This is a genomic window from Reichenbachiella agariperforans (assembly GCF_900142205.1).
GTDB classification, from domain to species: domain Bacteria; phylum Bacteroidota; class Bacteroidia; order Cytophagales; family Cyclobacteriaceae; genus Reichenbachiella; species Reichenbachiella agariperforans.
The window spans coordinates 247,537-267,441 of record NZ_FRAA01000006.1; the positions used below are offsets into that span (position 1 = coordinate 247,537).

General features: G+C 44.6%; 19 protein-coding genes. 8 read left to right on the forward strand and 11 right to left on the reverse strand.

What is annotated here, in order from left to right:
- Positions 1 to 14 precede the first annotated feature (14 nt).
- The 8 genes from BUB99_RS15635 to BUB99_RS15670 form a co-directional block, all read right to left on the reverse strand.
- On the reverse strand, positions 15 to 752 hold the full coding sequence (locus BUB99_RS15635) for an isoprenyl transferase (protein ID WP_073123990.1): 738 nt from the start codon (positions 750 to 752) through the stop codon (positions 15 to 17).
- Positions 753 to 837: 85 nt separating this feature from the next.
- The gene (gene porG, locus BUB99_RS15640) at positions 838 to 1,536 is read right to left on the reverse strand and encodes a type IX secretion system protein PorG (RefSeq protein ID WP_139281044.1); all 699 of its coding nucleotides are present in this window, start codon (positions 1,534 to 1,536) and stop codon (positions 838 to 840) included.
- 27 nt (positions 1,537 to 1,563) lie between these two features.
- Positions 1,564 to 2,691, reverse strand: coding sequence for a DUF6089 family protein (locus BUB99_RS15645; protein WP_073123995.1), 1,128 nt, complete (start codon positions 2,689 to 2,691; stop codon positions 1,564 to 1,566).
- A 71-nt stretch (positions 2,692 to 2,762) separates the two neighbouring features.
- Positions 2,763 to 3,635 (reverse strand): NAD kinase, encoded by an 873-nt coding sequence (locus tag BUB99_RS15650; RefSeq protein WP_073123997.1) that lies wholly within the window; start codon positions 3,633 to 3,635, stop codon positions 2,763 to 2,765.
- Positions 3,636 to 3,654: 19 nt separating this feature from the next.
- Positions 3,655 to 4,317 (reverse strand): CBS domain-containing protein, encoded by a 663-nt coding sequence (locus BUB99_RS15655; RefSeq protein WP_073123999.1) that lies wholly within the window; start codon positions 4,315 to 4,317, stop codon positions 3,655 to 3,657.
- Positions 4,314 to 5,084 (reverse strand): alpha/beta fold hydrolase, encoded by a 771-nt coding sequence (locus tag BUB99_RS15660; protein ID WP_073124001.1) that lies wholly within the window; start codon positions 5,082 to 5,084, stop codon positions 4,314 to 4,316. The genes BUB99_RS15655 and BUB99_RS15660 overlap by 4 nt, the downstream gene beginning before the upstream one ends.
- Before the next feature lie 55 nt (positions 5,085 to 5,139).
- Positions 5,140 to 5,679: a CvpA family protein gene (locus BUB99_RS15665; protein WP_073124003.1), complete on the reverse strand. Its 540-nt coding sequence runs from the start codon at positions 5,677 to 5,679 to the stop codon at positions 5,140 to 5,142.
- Positions 5,680 to 5,683: 4 nt separating this feature from the next.
- Positions 5,684 to 6,133 (reverse strand): GatB/YqeY domain-containing protein, encoded by a 450-nt coding sequence (locus BUB99_RS15670; RefSeq protein WP_073124005.1) that lies wholly within the window; start codon positions 6,131 to 6,133, stop codon positions 5,684 to 5,686.
- A gap of 107 nt (positions 6,134 to 6,240) precedes the next feature.
- On the opposite strand from BUB99_RS15670, the gene BUB99_RS15675 reads away from it, so the two are divergent.
- The 7 genes from BUB99_RS15675 (at position 6,241) to BUB99_RS15705 (ending at position 13,707) form a co-directional block, all read left to right on the forward strand.
- Positions 6,241 to 6,954, forward strand: a complete 714-nt coding sequence (locus BUB99_RS15675) for a pyridoxine 5'-phosphate synthase (protein WP_073124008.1) — start codon at positions 6,241 to 6,243, stop codon at positions 6,952 to 6,954.
- Positions 6,954 to 7,715, forward strand: coding sequence for an alpha/beta fold hydrolase (locus tag BUB99_RS15680; protein WP_073124010.1), 762 nt, complete (start codon positions 6,954 to 6,956; stop codon positions 7,713 to 7,715). The genes BUB99_RS15675 and BUB99_RS15680 overlap by 1 nt, the downstream gene beginning before the upstream one ends.
- Positions 7,712 to 8,416, forward strand: a complete 705-nt coding sequence (locus BUB99_RS15685; RefSeq protein WP_073124012.1) for an SAM-dependent methyltransferase — start codon at positions 7,712 to 7,714, stop codon at positions 8,414 to 8,416. The genes BUB99_RS15680 and BUB99_RS15685 overlap by 4 nt, the downstream gene beginning before the upstream one ends.
- Before the next feature lie 57 nt (positions 8,417 to 8,473).
- Positions 8,474 to 9,724, forward strand: a complete 1,251-nt coding sequence (metK, locus tag BUB99_RS15690) for a methionine adenosyltransferase (protein WP_073124014.1) — start codon at positions 8,474 to 8,476, stop codon at positions 9,722 to 9,724.
- A gap of 62 nt (positions 9,725 to 9,786) precedes the next feature.
- Positions 9,787 to 11,778, forward strand: a complete 1,992-nt coding sequence (locus BUB99_RS15695; RefSeq protein ID WP_073124016.1) for a protein-disulfide reductase DsbD family protein — start codon at positions 9,787 to 9,789, stop codon at positions 11,776 to 11,778.
- Positions 11,779 to 11,789: 11 nt separating this feature from the next.
- Positions 11,790 to 13,109: a M23 family metallopeptidase gene (locus tag BUB99_RS15700; RefSeq protein WP_073124018.1), complete on the forward strand. Its 1,320-nt coding sequence runs from the start codon at positions 11,790 to 11,792 to the stop codon at positions 13,107 to 13,109.
- 16 nt (positions 13,110 to 13,125) lie between these two features.
- Positions 13,126 to 13,707, forward strand: a complete 582-nt coding sequence (locus tag BUB99_RS15705; RefSeq protein WP_073124020.1) for a nitroreductase family protein — start codon at positions 13,126 to 13,128, stop codon at positions 13,705 to 13,707.
- Between the two features lie 85 nt (positions 13,708 to 13,792).
- On the opposite strand, the gene BUB99_RS15710 is transcribed toward BUB99_RS15705, so the two are convergent.
- Positions 13,793 to 14,503 (reverse strand): methyltransferase domain-containing protein, encoded by a 711-nt coding sequence (locus BUB99_RS15710; protein WP_073124022.1) that lies wholly within the window; start codon positions 14,501 to 14,503, stop codon positions 13,793 to 13,795.
- Entirely contained in the window at positions 14,496 to 15,584 is a 1,089-nt protein-coding gene (locus BUB99_RS15715) for a type III polyketide synthase (protein WP_073124024.1), read from the reverse strand. Before BUB99_RS15715 ends, BUB99_RS15710 begins: the two co-directional genes overlap by 8 nt.
- 79 nt (positions 15,585 to 15,663) lie before the next feature.
- Here BUB99_RS15715 and BUB99_RS15720 point away from each other — a divergent pair, with 79 nt between their 5' ends.
- Positions 15,664 to 16,533: a UbiA family prenyltransferase gene (locus BUB99_RS15720; RefSeq protein ID WP_073124026.1), complete on the forward strand. Its 870-nt coding sequence runs from the start codon at positions 15,664 to 15,666 to the stop codon at positions 16,531 to 16,533.
- 70 nt (positions 16,534 to 16,603) lie between these two features.
- On the opposite strand, the gene BUB99_RS15725 is transcribed toward BUB99_RS15720, so the two are convergent.
- Positions 16,604 to 19,243 (reverse strand): hypothetical protein, encoded by a 2,640-nt coding sequence (locus tag BUB99_RS15725; RefSeq protein ID WP_139281045.1) that lies wholly within the window; start codon positions 19,241 to 19,243, stop codon positions 16,604 to 16,606.
- Positions 19,244 to 19,905 lie beyond the last annotated feature (662 nt).

Here is a 19,905-nt window from a genome sequence, read left to right on the forward strand (position 1 = left end):
CGCTCCTGCCGTTATTATTGCGTTAGTTGTTCACTGGTTTTGCCGTATCTTCTTTCCCTATTTTGGAAGTCAATTACAGCCTCGAAGAGATCATTTTTCCTAAAGTCAGGCCAAAGTTTGTCGGTAAAGTATAACTCAGCATAGGCGAGTTGCCATAGCAAAAAATTGCTCACTCTATGTTCTCCACTGGTCCTGATCATTAGTTCCACGTCAGGAGTACTGTGTTCGCTGATATAGCTATTGATATATGAGTTGTCGATTTGATCAATGTCAATTTTGTTATCCTTGATGTTTTGTAACAGTTTATTCACACTTTTTCCAATTTCCCATCGGCCACTGTAGTTCAGAGCTAAGGAGAGAATCATGCCATCGTTTTTGCTAGTTTCTAATATCCCTTGCTCGAGGTTCTTTTGTGCCTCCTTTGGTAAATGCGAGATGTCCCCGATTGGTTGCAACCGGATATTGTTTTTCATCAAAGTTGGTATCTCTTTTTTGATAGTAGAGACGAGTAGGTTCATTAAGCCATCTACTTCGACTTTGGGTCTGTTCCAGTTTTCAGTGGAAAAAGCATAGAGTGTCAATCGTCCTACCCCTATCTCGGCACAGCCTTCTGTTGTGTCTCGAACAGCTTTAATGGCATTCCTGTGACCAAACAGGCGAGTAGCACCGCGTTGCTTGGCCCACCGCCCATTGCCGTCCATGATAACTGCTACGTGTTTTGGGATATTTGTTGAATCAATCTTCTCCTTCATGCCGAATTGCTCTGGCTTTTATCTCTAAATAACCCGCAAAGTTGTACTTTTTTTTACTGAAAATGAACTCTAGAGAGGGATTTCCTTAGCGGTACAGTGTTTTGTTTGGTTGATACTTATAGGTACATGGTACTTTGAAAATCACGTAGGATACAGACACGCCTACGAAGTAATACCAGTCTTTGTCTTCAGGATTGCCAAATTGAAAAGTTGGTTTTTCAAATAGTTCATTATCGGATATCCCATCGAATTGATCGGTAAAGGTTTTTCTGGCGCCAAACTCAAGCCCGACATTGAATTTTCTACCTATGAGATGCTTTACCCCTCCTCCGAACGGGATGACAGGCTGAATGCCGCTGATATCCTCTGATCCAGTATCAAAAATCTTCATTACTCCCACACCTCCAAATATATATGGAGACCATTTAATGAGGGATTTTGGATTCTTGTAATCTAAGAAATGAAATTCTATTGTAGCACTTCCTTCTAGTACTCTTCGTTCAAAACTCGCATTTCTAACCTCTCCGAGAGCGTCGAATGGGTGTTCGTCACTTCCAGATACTTTTCCATAAAGTGCTGAAAATCTGAAGCTGACATCTTTGTCATAATTCACTCGGTATAGAAGTTGTGCACCGAGGTTTTGGTTCAGTACATCATAGCCTCTATAGAGGTCTCCCGAGTAGCTCATGCCACCGATTCCTATGCCGACTTCTGTACGTTGTGCAAAAGCGAATTGTCCCAAAAAAAGAAATGCCGACAGAATCGGCAAAATTTTATATTTCATAACAGCGTATGCTAAGATGTCTTAAACTTATCTGAACTTCCCTCTAGCCATTCCTTTTTTATCTAGGACATAGACTAATCTAATCTGAGTTGTCACCAAGAAGTCTTTATTACTAGCGTCTGCCCTGTCTGTACCAGGAATATAGTTCCATCCATGGGTGTAGGAGGAACTTGCATTAGGGTCCCACTGTAGACTAGGGTCGTTAACGTTTAAGTTAGTATTTGTACTGGTTGTAGGTACATCGTGTGGCTTGTTTTCCATTAGAGCTACACCCTCGCCACCACGCTCCGAAAGCGCTCTAGCTAAATGGTCACTACCGAAGTAGTCTAGGTTCGCATATTTGCCCCCTATGTCATCTAAGTAATCTGTAAATAGGTATCTAAAACCAACTTCGAAATTGAGGTCAAAGTTTCTGGCCAATTTGATTTTTACTCCTAAACCTAGAGGTATTGCAAATTGAAATTTACTGTATGGTTTTAGGTTTAGTGAGTCTGAATACTGTCCTTCTGTACCGATTTTTTGGAGATCTACCCATTCTCCTCCATGACCTGTAGGGTTGCCTGCTTGGTCCGTTTCAGGAGCTTTGGCCTTAGGGGCATGGTGAAATACAGCTGCTCCTAGATACATATATGGATTGATTGGAAAACGGTTTTTTGCACCACCTTTCGTTGGGAAGAAGTCTATTTCTAAGCCTAGGGAGAGCTCTTTAATAGAGTTTTTGAAATGGTAGTTTCGTTGGTATCTTCCGTAATCATTAGGATCACCATCTGGATCACTACTACCCGTACTGTAGTCAGATGCTTTGATAGTGCCATAGTTGAAGCCTGCTCTAGCGAATATGCCAGGATATAGTGATTTGGATGCAGTAATCCCGAATCCATCAGGGATGAACTTGTAGTCAGTACTGAACCTGCCATTGTTATTGGAAATGTCACCAAAGTAGTTGTTCATATTAGCGCTAATTCCAATCGTGGCATATTTGGAGTTGCCACCATTTGTGTACCCTACTTTACCCCCTCGGTAGTTAGAATACTTCTTGCTATTGTTCTTTTTTTGGTAACTATACCTTGGTTTACGTCTTCTTTGTGCCTCTGCATCATGGATGCAAGACATAAATAAAGCCAGTAAAAGCGTGACTATTAGTGTGTTCTTCATTACAAAATTCATACAACCTGTTGCTACAAAACTACATAAATGTAGTAATAAAAATATTTATCTCGCGAAAACTAATTTCTTATATCTAGTCCCCAGTTAAGTTTAACTCTCAAGGTATCGAAAAAATTGTATCCTTTGAGCTTGATTAGTTTAGCGGCGAATGATTCTTTTCTAATGGATAGTTTGACCGAGTTGTCAACTTTATAGGACCTGGAATCTAAGGAGGTCAAAAAGGAACGCCCTTTGCCTTCTATCTCGAAAGAGATGATACTCGTGCCTGAGACGATTAGAGGTCTTACGTTCAGGTTGTGCGGACTCACGGGGGTGATGATAAAGCTGTCAGACTGAGGAAGAACCAAAGGTCCTCCAGCACTAAGTGAGTAACCTGTAGAACCTGTAGGGGTAGCGACCATGATTCCGTCTGCCCAGTATGTATTGACAAATTCACCATCGATGTAGCAGTGAACAATGATCATGGATGAGGTGTCACGTTTGAGTATTGCTACTTCATTGAGCGCGAAGTTTTGTCCATTAAATATTTTATTGTTGCTGTCGAGATGGATGAGCATTCGCTCGTCAAAAGAAAATTCTTTTGCAAAGAACCCGTTAAGTGCCTCTTTGATGTCTTTTTTATTGATGGTGGCAAGGAAGCCTAATTTGCCGAGATTGATGCCAAGAATGGGAGTTTCTAGACTGCCGACTTTGGAGACCGTTTCTAATAATGTACCATCACCACCAAGGCTAAAAAAATAGTCTACTGAGGCGAGATCAAATTTGGAATCGATGATTTCGAAACGGTTGGTATTAAAGTGACCTTTGGTAGATATATGTAGTTCTTCTGTGAAGATGACTTCAGAGTTGTTTTCTTCTATCTCGCTGATGATTTGCTCGAGATAGTGAATAGAGTCTTCTCTATTGATTCTGCCATGTAGGGCTATACGCATGAGGTTAGATTTCTTCTTTTTAGACTTTGAGGTAGTGCAAGAGGGTGTCTAAACGTTCTTGGTCTATTTGATGCTCTTGGCCTTTGCCAAACACGGATGCAATGTTATATCCGAACCGTTGAAATGATGAGACGATACTAGATGCATTTTCTAAATTAACTTTTAGCGTCAGTCGTATGTTTTCGGTCTGGTCAGCATGCTCTATAAAGCTGCTGAGTATTTTGCCTCCTTCTGACTCCACGATACGACTGATTTCTGCCATAGAGTAATCCATCATGCTCATAGAGATGACGATAATACTGCCAGGGCTATTGATAGAAGACATTTTGGAAAAGGCTTCTACGACATCTTGAATGGTAATGCTGCCAATATAGTCTTTGTCCTCGTTGAGGACTGCGACAAGGTTTGAACTTGCTTCATAGGCTTTTTTGAGTACTTCGTAGTAGTGCTCATTCTGATCGACATAGAGGTGCGCACTGAGGAGATGAAACTCCTGAATGAGTTCTGCGTCCTCGACTTGGTCGAATATGAGATTCTCATTGAAGATTCCGATGAACTTGCCATTGTCCACTACTGGGAGTTCGTGAACATGAAATTCACTCATCCAGTTTTGTGCCTTTGAAATGTTGTCAGTAGGCTTTAGCGGTGGAATGGTATAGTTGATCAGATCTCGAGCTATCATGCGCTTTTTCTTTCGTTCAAAAATTCTTCTAGAATTATATTGTATTCATCAGGTCGCTCCATCATCGGGGCGTGACAGCATTTGTCAATGAACCGCAACGTAGAGTTTTTTAGAAGTCTGTTAAATTCATGTCCTACACGTGGAGGAGTGATCGTGTCGTTCAATCCCCATATCAATAACGTCTCGTTTTCGATTTTGTGCAGTTCTGTGGCTAAATTATTTCTTTGAGCAGATTTGGCTATCCCTACGATGCGCAGACACATAGGCATGCTTTGCATCGTGTTGAAAATTTCGTCAATGTATTCTTTGGTAGCAGTATTAGGGTCGTAGAAGGTGTATCTAACTTTTTCTTCAATGAAACTATAGTTACCACGCTTAGGAAAGGAGCTACCCATGGCATTTTCGAAGAGTCCCGAACTACCTGTCAAAATCAGTCGGTCCACTTTTTTGGGGTGTTTTAAAATATACATGAGTGCCATGTGTCCCCCTAGTGAGTTACCCATGAGATCAAAATTATCTAGGTTTTTGTGAGCAATGAAGTCTTCAAGGTACTCAATCAATTTGGGTAGACCAGCTTCCCGAACTGGCAACTCGTAGATGGGTAGCATCGGGATGATGATTCGATGATCTGCCGAGAATTTTTCTATCACACTTTCCCAGTTGCTCAATGCGCCAAATAGACCATGGAGCAGGAGCATCACTTTTCCTTCACCTTGTTCTATGAATTTGAATTCTCCTTCTTGTTTTAAATTTGCTACCTCCAGCATGTCTTCAGTGAATAATTTTTATAAGTATATCTATAATATATTAATTTCCGATCAATCAAACATTAACTTCTTGTTGATTTAACATCTCTTTGGAGTGATCGAAGAACTCCATAAAGTAAGGAAATAGACCTGAGAACAAGTCAAACAGGGTTGGTGCTAACGAAGCGATAGGTTGATACAGAAAGCTCGTTTCGGTTCGCTCTTCATCTATCGTACCTCCAAAGGAGTCGAATATCCAAAAGAATATGCTAATGAATAACCCCCACTTTAGTATCCCGAGTAAACTACCAGCAATATCATCGAGGCTGCCTAGCAAGGTCAAATCTAGAATCTTTTTTAGTGCTTTGCCGAGTAAATGCAATGAGACAATGATGGCGACAAAGATGATGGTAAACGCAATGATGGGGAGCAGGTTGTCATACCCTTCTATGTAGTCTGCTAAAACCATAATGCCCCAGTCAAGCAGCTTGATGCCTAATATAATGGCTAAGAAAAAGGCTCCTATGGAAATAATTTCCATGAGTAGCCCCTTTCGGAATCCGGTCACTGCACCTATGAGTAGGAACACCAATATGACTATATCGATGACGTTCACTGTACTAGCTCAATAGAGATTTGACCATGGCAGAGATTGTCTTGCCGTCTGCTTTGCCACCGATTGCTTTGGTCGCAGCTCCCATTACCTTCCCCATGTCCTGCGGGCCTGTAGCACCTACTTGATCGATTATTTTCTGAACCTCTGCTTTTAATTCATCTTCTGTGAGTTGCTTTGGGAGGTAATTGCTAATGATGTCTAGCTCACCCTGCTCCTTGTCAGCTAGGTCTTCTCGACCTTGCTCTCTAAATAGGTCTGCAGAATCTTTTCTTTGTTTAGCCGCTTTCATAAGGAGCTTCATTTCAGCATCTTCAGAGATTTCTTCTACCGCACCTTTTTCCGTTTCGGCTAAAAGGATCATAGATTTTATGGCTCTCAGAGCGGTTAATTTCTCTTTTTCTTTGGCCAGCATAGCGGCTTTTATATCTGCATTAATTTGATCTTTGAGGCTCATTATCTCTGTTTTTTAATCTCTTAAAATGTGTAATTTTGGTGCAAATTAATTTAGAAACAGTTCTAAGCCAATTCGCGGCTCAATATACTTTAGCTCATCAGATTCTCATGACGAAACTTAGTGTAAACGTAAATAAAATTGCCACGCTTCGGAATGCCCGGGGTGGAAACAATCCCAATTTAGTACAGGTTGTTCGTGATTGCGAGCGCTTCGGTGCGCAGGGGATCACAGTGCATCCTCGTCCCGATGAACGACATATCACGACTGAGGACGTGTATCGGATCAATGAGGTTTGCACGACTGAGTTTAACATTGAGGGCTATCCTGATGCGAGGTACCTAAAATTCATCGAAGAAGTGCGTCCCGCGCAGGCAACGCTAGTGCCTGACCCACCAGAGGCAATCACCTCCAATGCTGGCTGGGATACGGTCAAAAACGAGACCATGCTACGTGATATCGTGCAGCAGATCAAGTCGTACGGTGTGCGTGTTTCGATCTTTGCTGATCCCAGTGAAGTGATCATCGAAGGCGCTAAAAAAGTGGGTACGGATCGAATTGAGTTATACACTGAGCCTTTTGCTACGGGGTATGCTAGTAATCCAGCCGCTGCTGTGGCAGATTATGTCACGGCGGGTAAGCTGGCCAAAGAGCTGGGGCTGGGTATCAATGCTGGGCATGACTTGGATTTAAATAATTTGAAATATCTGAAAGAGAAGCTGCCCTTTATGGATGAGGTGTCGATCGGTCATGCACTGGTCTGTGATGCGCTTTATATGGGGTTAGAAAATACGATTCAGATGTACCTAAAGCAATTGAAATAATGGAGTTGTTGAATTATAAGACATTCGGAGAGGGACAGCCGCTCATTATCATACACGGTCTATTGGGGTCGCTGGACAATTGGTTGACATTAGGCAAACGATTTAGCGAACAATATCAAGTATACCTCATTGATCAGCGTAACCATGGAAAATCGTTTCACTCCGACGAGTGGAGCTATGACCGTATGGTGGAAGATTTGGAATATTTTATTGATGAGTTGGGGATTGAAAACCCAATTTTGCTCGGGCACTCGATGGGAGGGAAGACCGTGATGCAGTTCACCGCTTTTCACCCTGATAAAGTGGATAAACTCATTGTTGCGGATATTGGCCCTAAGTTTTACCCTCCTCACCACAAACAGATATTTGCTGGATTGGATGCAGTACCGATAGGTGAAATTGCCAGTCGGCAGCAGGTAGATGATATACTAAAAGAATATGTCGCCGACCTAGGGACACGTACGTTTCTGATGAAAAATCTCACTCGGTCTGGCGAAGGTTTTGCCTGGAAGATGAATCTGCCGGTGATCAAAGCCAATATTGAAAATGTAGGAGAGGCGTTGAGTTATCACCTACCGATAGAGACGGAGACGCTTTTCGTACGTGGGGGGAAATCAGATTATATATTGGATGATGACTGGGATGAGATCGAGGAGATATTTCCCAATGCGACGCTAGAGACGGTCGATAATGCGGGGCACTGGCTACATGCGGAGCAACCAGAAGATTTTTATAACAAGGTAATCCAGTTCATAGGATGAGCGGAAAACTATATTTGATCCCAACAGTCATTGCTGATGATACAGAGGAAAAGGTACTCTCACCGCAGATCAAAGAAGTGATTCAAGGATTGGATTATTTTTTGGTAGAGAATGTGCGGACGGCACGCAGATACATCAGCAAGCTAAAACTGGGGTTGGTGATCGAGGATTTGCAATTCGAATTACTAGATAAGAAAACCAAACGTCCTCAGATCGAGCAGTATTTGGCTGTCGTGCAGCGTGGACGTGATGTCGGGATTATCTCTGAATCTGGCTGCCCAGGAGTCGCCGATCCAGGATCAGAGGCGGTGGCGGTGGCACATCAGCTGGGGATTCAGGTCGTGCCGCTGGTCGGGCCATCTTCGATACTCATGGCGCTGATGGCTTCTGGGTTCAACGGTCAGTCGTTCACGTTTCATGGTTACATTCCGATAGACAAGAAAGACCTAACTGCTAAAATCAAAGCCATGGAAACGGCTACCGTCCAACAGCGGCAGACACAGTTGTTTATGGATACGCCTTACCGAAACATGAAACTGTTCGAAGAATTACTAAAGACCTGCAACGGTGATACCTATTTGTGCGTTGCGAAGGGGGTCACTGGGAGAGATGAATACATCAAAACGAAAAAAATCAAAGACTGGAAAAGAGAAAGGGTTGATTTGCATAAGGTTCCAGTAATATTTTCGATTTACTCTTAAATCAATTGTGTACAATTGCCCTAAATTTGCCGACTTTAAAAAGAACTAAGAATAATTATGCCATATCTATTTACATCAGAATCAGTATCTGAGGGACACCCAGACAAAGTTGCGGATCAAATTTCAGATTCACTGTTAGATCATTTTTTGGCTTTTGACAATCAGTCAAAGGTAGCTTGTGAAACTTTGGTGACCACTGGCCTGACTGTATTGAGTGGCGAGGTGAAAACCCAGTCCTATGTGGACGTGCAGCAGGTAGCGCGTGACGTGATCAACAAAATCGGCTATACCAAAGGAGAGTACCAATTCGACGGCAACAGCTGTGGTGTGATCTCTGCGATTCACGAGCAATCTCCAGATATCAACCAAGGTGTAGTGCGTGCCTCTGAGGAAGAGCAAGGCGCTGGTGATCAAGGGATGATGTTTGGCTATGCCACCAATGAGACCGAAAATTTTATGCCACTGGCATTGGACCTGTCTCACATGTTGCTCAAAGAGCTTTCTAAAATCAGAAGAGAGAATACAGATATCAATTATCTACGACCAGACGCTAAGTCGCAGGTAACTATTGAATATAGTGATGACAACAAACCTGTTCGTATAGATGCTATCGTGGTGTCGACACAGCATGATGATTTTGGTCCAGAGGCAGAGATGCTAGAGAAAATCAAAAAGGACATCAAAGAGATTTTGATCCCAAGAGTAATCGCTCAGTTGAAACCAGAGATCGCTGCATTGTTCAATGACAGCATCAAGTACCATATCAACCCAACTGGGAAGTTCGTGATCGGTGGACCTCATGGTGATACAGGACTGACGGGAAGAAAAATCATCGTCGATACTTACGGAGGAAAAGGAGCACATGGTGGAGGAGCATTCTCTGGCAAGGATCCTTCTAAAGTGGATAGATCTGCAGCCTATGCGACACGTCATATTGCGAAAAATCTCGTGGCTGCAGGCGTAGCGGACGAGATATTGGTGCAGGTGTCTTACGCCATCGGTGTGGCAGAGCCTATGGGGATTTTTGTCAATACGTATGGTAGTGCAAAAGTAGACCTCAATGATGGCCAGATTGCCAAGAAAATCACAGAGCTGTTCGATATGAAACCTTCTGCGCTCATCAAGAGACTGAAACTGATGAACCCGATTTATTCTGAGACGGCAGCTTATGGTCACATGGGTAGAACGCCAGAGGTGAAGACCGTGGAGTTCAATACACCAGGCGGTAACAGCAAGATGGAAGTAGAGACTTTCACTTGGGAAAAACTGGACTATGTCGATCAAGTAAAAGCGGCATTTGGATTATAAATTTCCTTGGCGGAAACTTTTTCCGCTTATTTGCGATTAGTAGGCTTATAGCAATCACTAGTATGAAGAAATTAATCGCATTTATAGTTACAATATTATTATTACAAAGTGTCCAAGGACTGGCGCAGATTCTCAAACCTGCCAAGTGGTCTTTGGACATTTCTGTTTCTGATCCTAAAAAGGGAGATCAGTTGGATTTGATTTTCGATGTGAAAATCGATGACCAGTGGTACCTCTATTCCTCTGATTTTGACCCTGACCTTGGCCCCATGGTCACCACTTTTGAGTTCACGCCAGATGCGAGCTACGAACTGGTCGGTGAGTTGACTCCAGTCGATCCCAAGAAAAAATATGACTCTCTATGGGAGGGCGAGTACACTTACTTTAAGAAAACAGCACAGTTTAGACAGACGATCAAACTACTTACGGATGAGCCAGCTGTAGCAGGTTCTTATTATTATCAAGTCTGTACCGATGTGGACGGTAAGTGCATTCCCTTTGATGAGGAGTTTGATTTTGACAAACTCTTGGGGGGTAAGAAGGAGTCGAAAGGCGCTGTGGTAGCCGCAGGCGATACACAAGAGTCCACATCAGAAAAGGGGCTGCTTTCGCAGCGTAGTAGCAACGATCCCTATAGTCTGTGGGGTTTTATGATAGCGGCTTTCTTGGCAGGGCTTGCAGCAATCTTTACACCGTGCGTGTTTCCGATGATTCCGATGACGGTATCGTTTTTTACAGGAGGCTCGGGTGCCAAATGGAAAGGCGTATTTTACGGCCTGTCCATCATCGTGATCTATACCGTGATCGGTTCGGTGATCGCTCCATTCATGGGAGCCGAGACCGCCAATGAACTCGCCACCAACTGGATCCCCAATGTGATATTTTTTGCGGTCTTTGTTTTGTTTGCGCTTTCCTTTTTGGGGCTATTTGAGATCACATTACCTAATAAATTTGTTAACAACATCGACAAGCAGTCTGATAAAGGCGGTTTGATCGGTATTTTCTTTATGGCTTTCACACTCGTGGTGGTGTCATTCTCCTGTACTGGCCCTCTAGTGGGGACGATCCTCGTGGAGTCGGCAGGTGGTCAAATCCTCAAACCGATATTGGGCATGTTTGCCTTTTCTCTGGCCTTTGCATTGCCGTTTACGGTTTTTGCTTTGTTTCCTAGCTTGCTCAACAATCTGCCTAAGTCTGGCGGTTGGTTGAATAGTGTTAAGGTTGTTCTTGGGTTGCTAGAACTTGCATTTGCTTTCAAATTCCTGAGTATAGCGGATCAAGCTTATCACTGGCATATTCTTGATCGAGAGATATACTTAGCCATTTGGATTGTGATCTTTACCATACTTGGCTTTTATCTACTGGGCAAGATTCGGTTTCCGCACGACTCACCCTCTGACAAGACCTCTATCAGTGGATTGGTGTTAGCGATTGCCACGTTTACTTTTGTGGTTTATTTGATCCCAGGGATGTTTGGTGCTCCACTCAAGGCCTTGGCGGGTTATCTCCCACCGCAGAGTTCACAGGATTTTAACCTCAGTGTGCAGGTCGGTTCGGATGTGGAGAATACGATCTGCGAAACTCCAAAGTATGCTGATTTTCTACACCTGCCTCATGGCATACAGGGCTACTTTGATTATGACCAAGCATTGGCATGTGCCAAAAAGCAAAACAAGCCACTCTTTATTGATTTTACGGGGCATGGCTGTGTCAACTGTCGAGAGATGGAAGCCCGTGTTTGGTCTGATCCCAAAGTGCTCCAGCGTCTCAAAGAAGAATTCGTAGTAGTAGCTCTCTATGTGGATGATAAGACCGATTTACCCGAATCAGCGTGGGTCAAGTCTAGTTATGACGGGAAAATGAAGAAGTCTATAGGTAAGAAAAATGCAGATTTTCAGATCACAAGATTCAACAACAATGCGCAACCCTACTATGTCATCTTGGATACGGATGGTGAATTATTGGTCGCGCCCAAAGGCTATGACTTAAATGTTGCTAGCTTTGTGGAGTTTTTAGATCAAAGTAAGCAAGCTTTTGAGAAGCGGGCTGATTAGTAGTAGTTTATATGTCAAAGAAGAAAGGGAGAAAGAGGTTGTTTTCTGCCGGAGTATTGTCCGTCATTTTCATTGGAGTTTATTTTCTCGTATTAGAGCAGGATCAAGATCAGGTGGAGCAAGCTGTGGTCATGAAGCAAGATACGATCCAGACAGAGGTGCCGATTTACGTCCCTAATTATTACTATGGAATCGTCGTGGATTCTCTACATGTATTCGAAGGAGAGATTCAGCGCAATGAGACCTTGGCCGATATCCTGTCTGCTTATAATGTGCCTTATGAGAAAATTCACCAGCTAGCCTCTAGCTCCAAGTCGGTGTTTGATGTCCGAAAGATTGGGGTGAGAAAGCCTTACTCTGTGCTCTATCAAGGAGATAGCATCAAGCACGCGACGCATTTCATCTACAAACCGAACTCCATCGACTATGTGGTTTATGATATCAAGGACTCGGTCAATATCTACAAGAATTCTCGTGAGATTAGCTATAGAGAACAAGAGTTAGCGGGCGATATCCAAACCTCGCTCTACATAGATATGTTGAATCAGGGAGGGGATGTCGATCTAGTCAATAACCTCGTGGATGTATTTGGTTGGCAAGTAGATTTCTTTGGGATACAAAAAGGAGACCACTACAAAATCATCTATGACGAAAAGTATGTAGACGATGAGTATATCGGTTCGGGTAAGATCAAAGCGGCTTATTTCAATCACATCAACGAACCCTACTACGGGATATATTTCGATCAGGGTGATGGTCAAGATTATTTTGCGCTCAATGGCGAAAGCCTAAGACGGGAGTTTTTGAAGGCACCGTTGACGTTTACGCGAATCAGTTCGCGTTATTCGGGGAGACGCTATCACCCCGTGCAGAAGCGGTTCAAGGCGCACCTTGGGACGGACTATGCTGCACCAAGGGGGACGCCTATTTTTGCAGCGGCAGATGGTACGATTACCGATGCGAGGTATAAGTCCAACAATGGCAACTATGTCAAGATCAAGCACAACGGGAATATCTCGACCCAGTACCTACACATGTCCAAAATCGCCACAGGGATGAGACCGGGCAAGAAAGTAAAACGTGGCGAAACGATAGGTTTTGTAGGGTCTACGGGCCTAGCGACAGGCCCACATCTATGCTACCGTTTTTGGAAGAATGGCGTACAGGTGGATGCGCTCAAAGTGGACTTGCCTCCATCAGAACCCATCGATTCGCTGTACAGAGCGGAGTTTGATTCGCTTTCGCAGATGTATCTTGTGCGACTGGATCAAATCCAAATGCCCGTGGATAGTGTACAAGAAGAAAGGATGACCGCAGAGGTTGTCCAATAAATTAAACTGTAGCCATATGAAATTCGATGCTGCCGAGGTAAGCAAATTGCTTCAAAACAGGAGGTCTATATTCCCGAAACAATATTCGGGAGAGCGTGTGTCTGACGAGATCATCGCTGAGATGCTCGAAAATGCCAACTGGGCACCGACTTACAAAAAGACAGAACCGTGGCGCTTTCAAGTCTTCTGTGATGAGGGATTGAAAACGCTGGGTGATCTGCAAGTAGCAGCGGTCGAAAAAGCAGAAGGCAAGAAAGTCGATAAAGACAAAACAAAGAAGCTGAGAAACAAACCCCTCGAATGCTCACATGTGATTGCCATCGGGATGAAGCGCAATAAATCCATCCGAAAGGTAGAAGAAATATGTGCCGTAGCGGCTGCTGTCCAAAACATGCATCTTACCGCGACAGCACACGGGGTAGGTTGCTACTGGTCGACTGGTGGAGTGACTTTCCTCGAAGAGGCAAAGCCGTTTTTTGATCTGGGTAAAAAAGATTTGCTGCTTGGGTTTCTATACATTGGGATGCCTGCCAAAGACAAATGGCCAACCAGCAAACGAAAGCCCATTGACAAAAAAGTAGACTGGATCAGGGAGTAATTCTTATGTAAAGAAAATGGCAAAATCTTTACATACGAGAGGCCTTATGTAAAGAAAACGCAAATATTTTTACCTAGCGAGAGAATCACCCCTTCCAAATAAGGACCTCCCAACGAAAAGCCCATTTCCATTTGAGCGTGTAATTCTTGATGCCTGCTTGGTGTAGGTAGCTTTTTAGTTCTCGACGCGTGAACGAACGGGCGACTGATAGCACACTGTCGTAGCGCACCATCTCGGAGCGTGACCAGGCGGTGAGCAGCCATTTGGTGAAGTAGTAAGAGATCGGGTGACGGTGCAGATCATTGATGACTATACCGGTGCTCACCTGATCGTATAGTTGCCGGGTGAGCTGGACGAACTCCTGCTCACGAAAGTGGTGCAAAAACAAACTACAGTGTGCGATATCATAGTCTCTTGATTTGAAATCTTCACTAAATACATCCTCAGAAAGAAAAGAGATATTCGGAAAAGCGTTGGTGTTTTGGATGGCGTAGGAGATGATGTTGGGGTTGGCGTCTACGCCAGTGAGCGTTAGATCGATGTTTTTTTTCTGTCCCCAGTTGGCAAATAGCTTTAACGTATCTCCGCCCCCACAGCCAAGGTCTACTATACGGTAGTTCTCCTTAGAAGTGGAGCGAATGAGTTTTTTGACTCCACGCAGGGAGATATTTGTGCCGCCTAGATAGGAATTGATCGCATGTAGTTCACGTAGCGTTTGGTTGACGACTTCTCCCTCACAGGCAAAATCATCCATCATTTCTTCCTCTTCGGATCGGTGATGTAGGAAGTTAAACATTCGTATGGGATTTGAACAGGATACTCTCCATCGTCAAGCCAGGGCCAAAGGCGAAGGATAGAATGTTCTGATCGTCTCGCTGCTCGGCCAGTACGCGTTTGAGCACGAATAGGATCGTGGGCGAGGACATATTGCCATAGTGTTTGAGCACCTCGTAGGCGTGACGGTTGTCTGCTTTGGTCAACCCCAGCTCGGCCTCTATCGATTCTAAAATCCGTTTGCCTCCAGGATGAATCGCATAGCCGTCTATATCGGTGAGATCCATGTCCGTCTGCTCCAAAAGCTGCCGGGTGAGGTCATGGATTCCGCTTTTGATGATGTCGGGGACGTAGGAGGTCAGTGCCATCTCGAACCCGAAATCCCCGATTTGCCATGCCATGTCATTTTTGCCGCTGATGGCGAGATAGCTGGAGCTGGATTTTATTTCTAGGCAATTGTCACTCGGTTGAGAGCTTACGACCACTGCTGCTGCACCGTCGGCGAAGAGCGAGTGCGCGAGGAGATTGTCTTCATTCTTGGTAGACTGTAGGTGTAGTGTACATAGTTCCACACTCACGATCAGTACTTTGGCGTCCTGGTTTTGGCAGATTTGTTTGGCTAGACCGAGGGCATTCATCGCGGCATAGCAGCCCATGAAGTTGATGCTGGTGCGGTTGATACTGGGGCTTAGGTTCAGTGTTTTGATCAGGTCTACATCCAACCCTGGCGCGTACATGCCTGTGCAGCTCACCGTGATTAGGTGCGTAAATGATGCCAAGGAACTCCCGTTGATACAATTGGTGATGGCCGATATGGCGAGCGGTACCGCCTGTTCGCGGTAGAGTTTCATTCGGACGCTGGTGCTCGGAAAGGGCTGTAGATCTGGACTGTTTTTGAAGAATTTGAAATCCCCGTTTTTGCGTTTGTAGTCATCCAAGATCGAATAGCGCTCCTCGATTCCCGTGGCGCGATAGAGTATCCGAAGCTTTCGTTTTTCTTCGTCGCTCTGTGCGAGATTGTCACACATGAAGTTGGCTATGTCTTCTTGTTTGTAACGGTTGTCTGGATTGGCAGTGCCGATGGAGGTGATGTATGCGCTCATAGATTTGAAACTTTAAAGTAGACATAAAATCAGGATTTTTCTATGTATCGGTTGTGATATAAGTCATTATCTTCGAGGGATGACCAAATCGACGTTTCTACATCTTCGTTTTCCGTTTTCTTTCTTTTTGTTGCCTGTGTTTTTGTTTGCCCTGGCGGTGACTCGGAGCGATCAGACTTTTGAAGTGATTTGGATTTTCTTCATCCTACATTTTTTGATCTATCCCGCGAGCAATGGGTACAATTCCTATTTTGACAAGGACGAAAAAAGCATAGGAGGCCTCAAAGAGCCACCCAAAACGACGCTAGAACTCTACTGGTGGGCGATGGCTTTGGATGGACTGGCGCTGGTGATGGGTTGGGTGATTTCATGGCAGTTTGGTGTGATGCTATTGATCTACGGCTTGGTTTCCAAAGCTTACAGTCATCCTGCTATTCGGCTCAAGAAAATGCCAGTTATAGGTTGGCTCGCCGCAGGGATTTTTCAGGGTTACTTCACCTTTTTGACGGTGGTCTTGGGATTAAATGATTTGGGAATCGGAGGACTGTGGGAGATGCAGTGGCAAATCCCAGCGGTACTAAGCTCACTCTTGCTGATGGGTAGCTATCCGATGACGCAGGTCTACCAGCATGAGGAGGACAGTGCCCGAGGAGACCGTACGATCAGCCTAAGGCTTGGTATATTGGGGACTTTTCACTTCACCGGAGTGTTCTTCTTTTTTTCGAACATGGGTTTCTTGACCTATTTCTACTGCTATTTTGACTGGATTACTGCTGTGGCCTTTCAGGTCAGTCTGCTCCCTGTCATGGGCTATTTCCTCAGTTGGTATCTCAAAGTCAGAAAGGATGAGCACCAAGCCAACTTCGAACACACCATGCGCCTGAACCTCATCTCTTCGCTATTACTCAATGTGTTCTTTTTGGGGTGGTATGTTTTGGGAGAAGGGTAACCGTGACTTCAAAAGGTTAAGACTCTGTTTCAAATGTCCATAGTGGCACTTGAAACAGAGGAGAGGCTTTTCAATATCTTAAAATCTTACCAGAGCTAGAATAACCAGAGCTCACGAATTTTACTACAAACGTGCCCGAGTGGTGATTGCTCAAAACGTCATTGATTAGTATTAAGGCTTGCTGCGGTGAAACCCCTGTTAACTGAAGCAAGAGACTGCCTGTGATATCAACCAGCAAAACACTGTAAAGCCCTTCTGGCAAACCATCGATTACGATTTCTTGACTTGATGGGTTTGGGTAAATATTTAGATGTTTTAGAGGGGTTTCTGCTCTGGACTTAATTGTGTGGACGGTCCGGCTAAAATCATACTTCCCATCAAAATCCACTTGTTTCAATCTATAGTAGGCAGAGCTTCCAAATTCAAAATCGACAAATTGATAGCTGCTGACGCTATTGATGTTTCCATGACCTTTTACAAATCCGATCTCATCAAAATTTTGTCCATCTGTGCTTTTTTCAACGTAGAAACCATCGTTTGAAATCTCTGAGGCCGTAAGCCATTTGAGTAGAACATCTTTTTCATCATTATAAAGTGATGCGGTAAAAGAAACCCAACTTACTGGAAGGGACACTTCGGTCGCATTGATAGCCCCTCCATTTTCGATTACCACATTGTCTGGTAGATCATCCAGATTTCCTGGGATATCATTGTCAATAGATTCCGTATTTATTTGTCCACCATCTACGATCAGGGAACCAGAAGAAGTCTCTCCGATATCGATGTTGTTGCCCACTTCGAGCACTCCATTTACTATTACAGTACCAGCCTCATCTATTCTGAGCTCATCATCTATGACAAATGTGCCTCCATTCAGGATAGTAAGGGTAGATCCAGTCATCACATCTGCACCGCCATCTTCTACTATGACTGTGCCGCTCACTACTGTAAACGTCACGCCCGTCTCTAGATCAAACTCTCCATCTTGTCCATCTCCATCCAGCGTAAGGGTGCCACTGACCCAGCAGACATCTGCTTCTATTCTTACTGTATTGCCTATGTCGAGATAGCAATCTCCACAAAAGGTGCCTCCGTTTCTCAGGTCGTTTTCGTTGATAGGGCAGCTGTTTTCGGTACATACGGTGGACTCGTCACAACTATCGTCTGCTACCGCCTCGCAAGTGTCCCCTCCAGCACAATCTGAAAATGTCCCTCCATCTCCGTCATCAAACTCTCCATTTACGTTGATGGTACCTGTACCTGTGATGGTGCTGCTAGGATTAGAATCCTCAAAGTCGACATCATCATCTACATTGAGGGTACCGTCTACGATCACCGTGGCAGGCCCGTCATTTTCTAGGTCTCCTCCGTTGATGATGTTGACAGTGCCGCCCTCTTGTACGACCAATACGGCTCCATCTGACATGTCTATGTCTTGCCCAGATGTAAGCGTGCCGCCATCCCTCACGACGACTGTTCCTTCATCTATTTCTACTCCTGTGCCACCGTTGCTGCCGGTGGTTACAGTCCCACTGATGTCTACCTTGCCATCTGCATCTACTACCAATTCTTCGTCCACTTCGAAGGTCGCCCCGGCCAGTACCAGTAGCGTGCCCTCCTGCACTTCCACATCTCCGTCCTCTATGGCGATAGAGCCTCCTACGACGGTCAACGTGGCTTCATCGACTATATTGAGATCTCCGTCTTCTATCACTAGATTGCCACTGACCCAGCAGACATCGTTTTCTATAGAAATATCATCGTCTATCGTACAATTGCCGCAAAATACACCACCGGCCTCCAATTCAGCTGCTGTAGGACATCCACTCGGCGTACATGCCGTATCCTCGTCACAGGTATAGGCAGGCTCTTCTGCTTCGCAGTTGACTCCATCACCTCCACAGTTTGAGAATTCATTACCTTCCTCATCCGTTAGGTCATTTTCTACAGTGAGTGTGCCAGAGCCGGTCAGTACGGTAGAGGGATCGGTGTCTTCTATAACTACGTCATCGCTCACTGTCAGGGTTCCATTGACAATGATAGTCCCTTGTCCTTCGTCTCCATCGGGATCCGAGTTAGTCACGTCTCCACCGCCACCACTGGTAGCTGCACTACCTCCCTCGTCAATCCTGAGTACACCATCGCCATATACATCGATGTTGTCTCCAGATTCTAGGCTGCCGCCATTCTTTACTACGACTCTCCCTCCGTCTATTTCTATATCATCACCTGTCACAAAGTCCCCAGATATCGATACATCGCCAGTATCTTCTATGTAGGCAAAGTCGGCTACCTCCATAGAAGAGCCAGCTTCCAATTCTAAATCACCGGAAACAAAAATATCGCGACCATTGTCAAGGACCTCTACCGCACCGCCTGACTCTACGGTGAGTGAGCCTCCATCTTCTATATAAAGATCTCCGTCATCCAAATCCAGTGTCGCTCCGTCTTGGATGGTGATGCTGCCATTATTCTCAATAATCACATCTCCGTCACCTCCATTGATGGTCAGCCTTCCGCTCGTCCAAAATATCGCACCGGTAATCTCTATTTCATCGCCGACGTTTACCGTGCAGTTCCCACTAAAAACACCCCCATTGGCCAAATCGTTTTCCGTGGGGCACTGAGCAAACAGGGCGCTGGATGTCAAGCAGATAAAACAAATCAAGCTGATCGTATGCCTGAAGAAAGAAAAGAATGAAATTCTCATAATTATGTTGGGTATAAATTTATTTAGCCTATTCAGCCTCTTGGCATGCATAGTATTGATTCAAATTTGCTTAGCACAATGGATCAACCACCCACCAATGTATGGGCGATAGTAGACACTTTACGTCCCTTACTGAGGGACATTGGCTAGTCTTCAAATCCAGTAAAATCTTCTAATAAAAACAATGATTGAATGCAACGGTGGAAGGGGAAGCATCTTAATCAATTATTCGAATACGGGAGCGTAAATATAGGGTTTCTTCTAGAAATTTGGGTCATGTATAATATGCTTTTAACGCATGTTAATGCATAAGTGGGGTAACGCACATAAATCTCTCCTGCCGTCGAGATGACATGATAGGCTAGCCTTGATCCTAGCGAATATATTGTTGAAGGGGATAGGAGGTTTCGTGGCAAGTAATTCCTCCCCTTGACAGTTTGCTGACAGCCCGAAAATACCACCGTCACTCCGACAGAGTAGACGGGACGTGAGTCCTGCGCTACGACGAGGAGTCTCATGCTCTGTTGGCAGAGTGAATTGGAAAGTGCAGTGCTATCCGAGCGGGATTTCTCGTCGCACACTTGCCATGGGCAATCACGCTCTGTCGAAATGACGAGGGGACTTTGTTCGATCTGCCATTCTCGATATCTTTCATGTATGAT

Bases quoted from the DNA above. Each gene is read 5' to 3' on its own strand.
- BUB99_RS15635 (WP_073123990.1), bottom strand. From the start codon at position 752: ATGAAGGAGAAGATTGATTCAACAAATATCCCAAAACACGTAGCAGTT.
- porG (WP_139281044.1), bottom strand. From the start codon at position 1,536: ATGAAATATAAAATTTTGCCGATTCTGTCGGCATTTCTTTTTTTGGGA.
- BUB99_RS15645 (WP_073123995.1), bottom strand. From the start codon at position 2,691: ATGAAGAACACACTAATAGTCACGCTTTTACTGGCTTTATTTATGTCT.
- BUB99_RS15650 (WP_073123997.1), bottom strand. From the start codon at position 3,635: ATGCGTATAGCCCTACATGGCAGAATCAATAGAGAAGACTCTATTCAC.
- BUB99_RS15655 (WP_073123999.1), bottom strand. From the start codon at position 4,317: ATGATAGCTCGAGATCTGATCAACTATACCATTCCACCGCTAAAGCCT.
- BUB99_RS15660 (WP_073124001.1), bottom strand. From the start codon at position 5,084: ATGCTGGAGGTAGCAAATTTAAAACAAGAAGGAGAATTCAAATTCATA.
- BUB99_RS15670 (WP_073124005.1), bottom strand. From the start codon at position 6,133: ATGAGCCTCAAAGATCAAATTAATGCAGATATAAAAGCCGCTATGCTG.
- BUB99_RS15675 (WP_073124008.1), top strand. From the start codon at position 6,241: ATGACGAAACTTAGTGTAAACGTAAATAAAATTGCCACGCTTCGGAAT.
- BUB99_RS15680 (WP_073124010.1), top strand. From the start codon at position 6,954: ATGGAGTTGTTGAATTATAAGACATTCGGAGAGGGACAGCCGCTCATT.
- BUB99_RS15685 (WP_073124012.1), top strand. From the start codon at position 7,712: ATGAGCGGAAAACTATATTTGATCCCAACAGTCATTGCTGATGATACA.
- metK (WP_073124014.1), top strand. From the start codon at position 8,474: ATGCCATATCTATTTACATCAGAATCAGTATCTGAGGGACACCCAGAC.
- BUB99_RS15695 (WP_073124016.1), top strand. From the start codon at position 9,787: ATGAAGAAATTAATCGCATTTATAGTTACAATATTATTATTACAAAGT.
- BUB99_RS15700 (WP_073124018.1), top strand. From the start codon at position 11,790: ATGTCAAAGAAGAAAGGGAGAAAGAGGTTGTTTTCTGCCGGAGTATTG.
- BUB99_RS15705 (WP_073124020.1), top strand. From the start codon at position 13,126: ATGAAATTCGATGCTGCCGAGGTAAGCAAATTGCTTCAAAACAGGAGG.
- BUB99_RS15710 (WP_073124022.1), bottom strand. From the start codon at position 14,503: ATGTTTAACTTCCTACATCACCGATCCGAAGAGGAAGAAATGATGGAT.
- BUB99_RS15715 (WP_073124024.1), bottom strand. From the start codon at position 15,584: ATGAGCGCATACATCACCTCCATCGGCACTGCCAATCCAGACAACCGT.
- BUB99_RS15720 (WP_073124026.1), top strand. From the start codon at position 15,664: ATGACCAAATCGACGTTTCTACATCTTCGTTTTCCGTTTTCTTTCTTT.
- BUB99_RS15725 (WP_139281045.1), bottom strand. From the start codon at position 19,243: ATGAGAATTTCATTCTTTTCTTTCTTCAGGCATACGATCAGCTTGATT.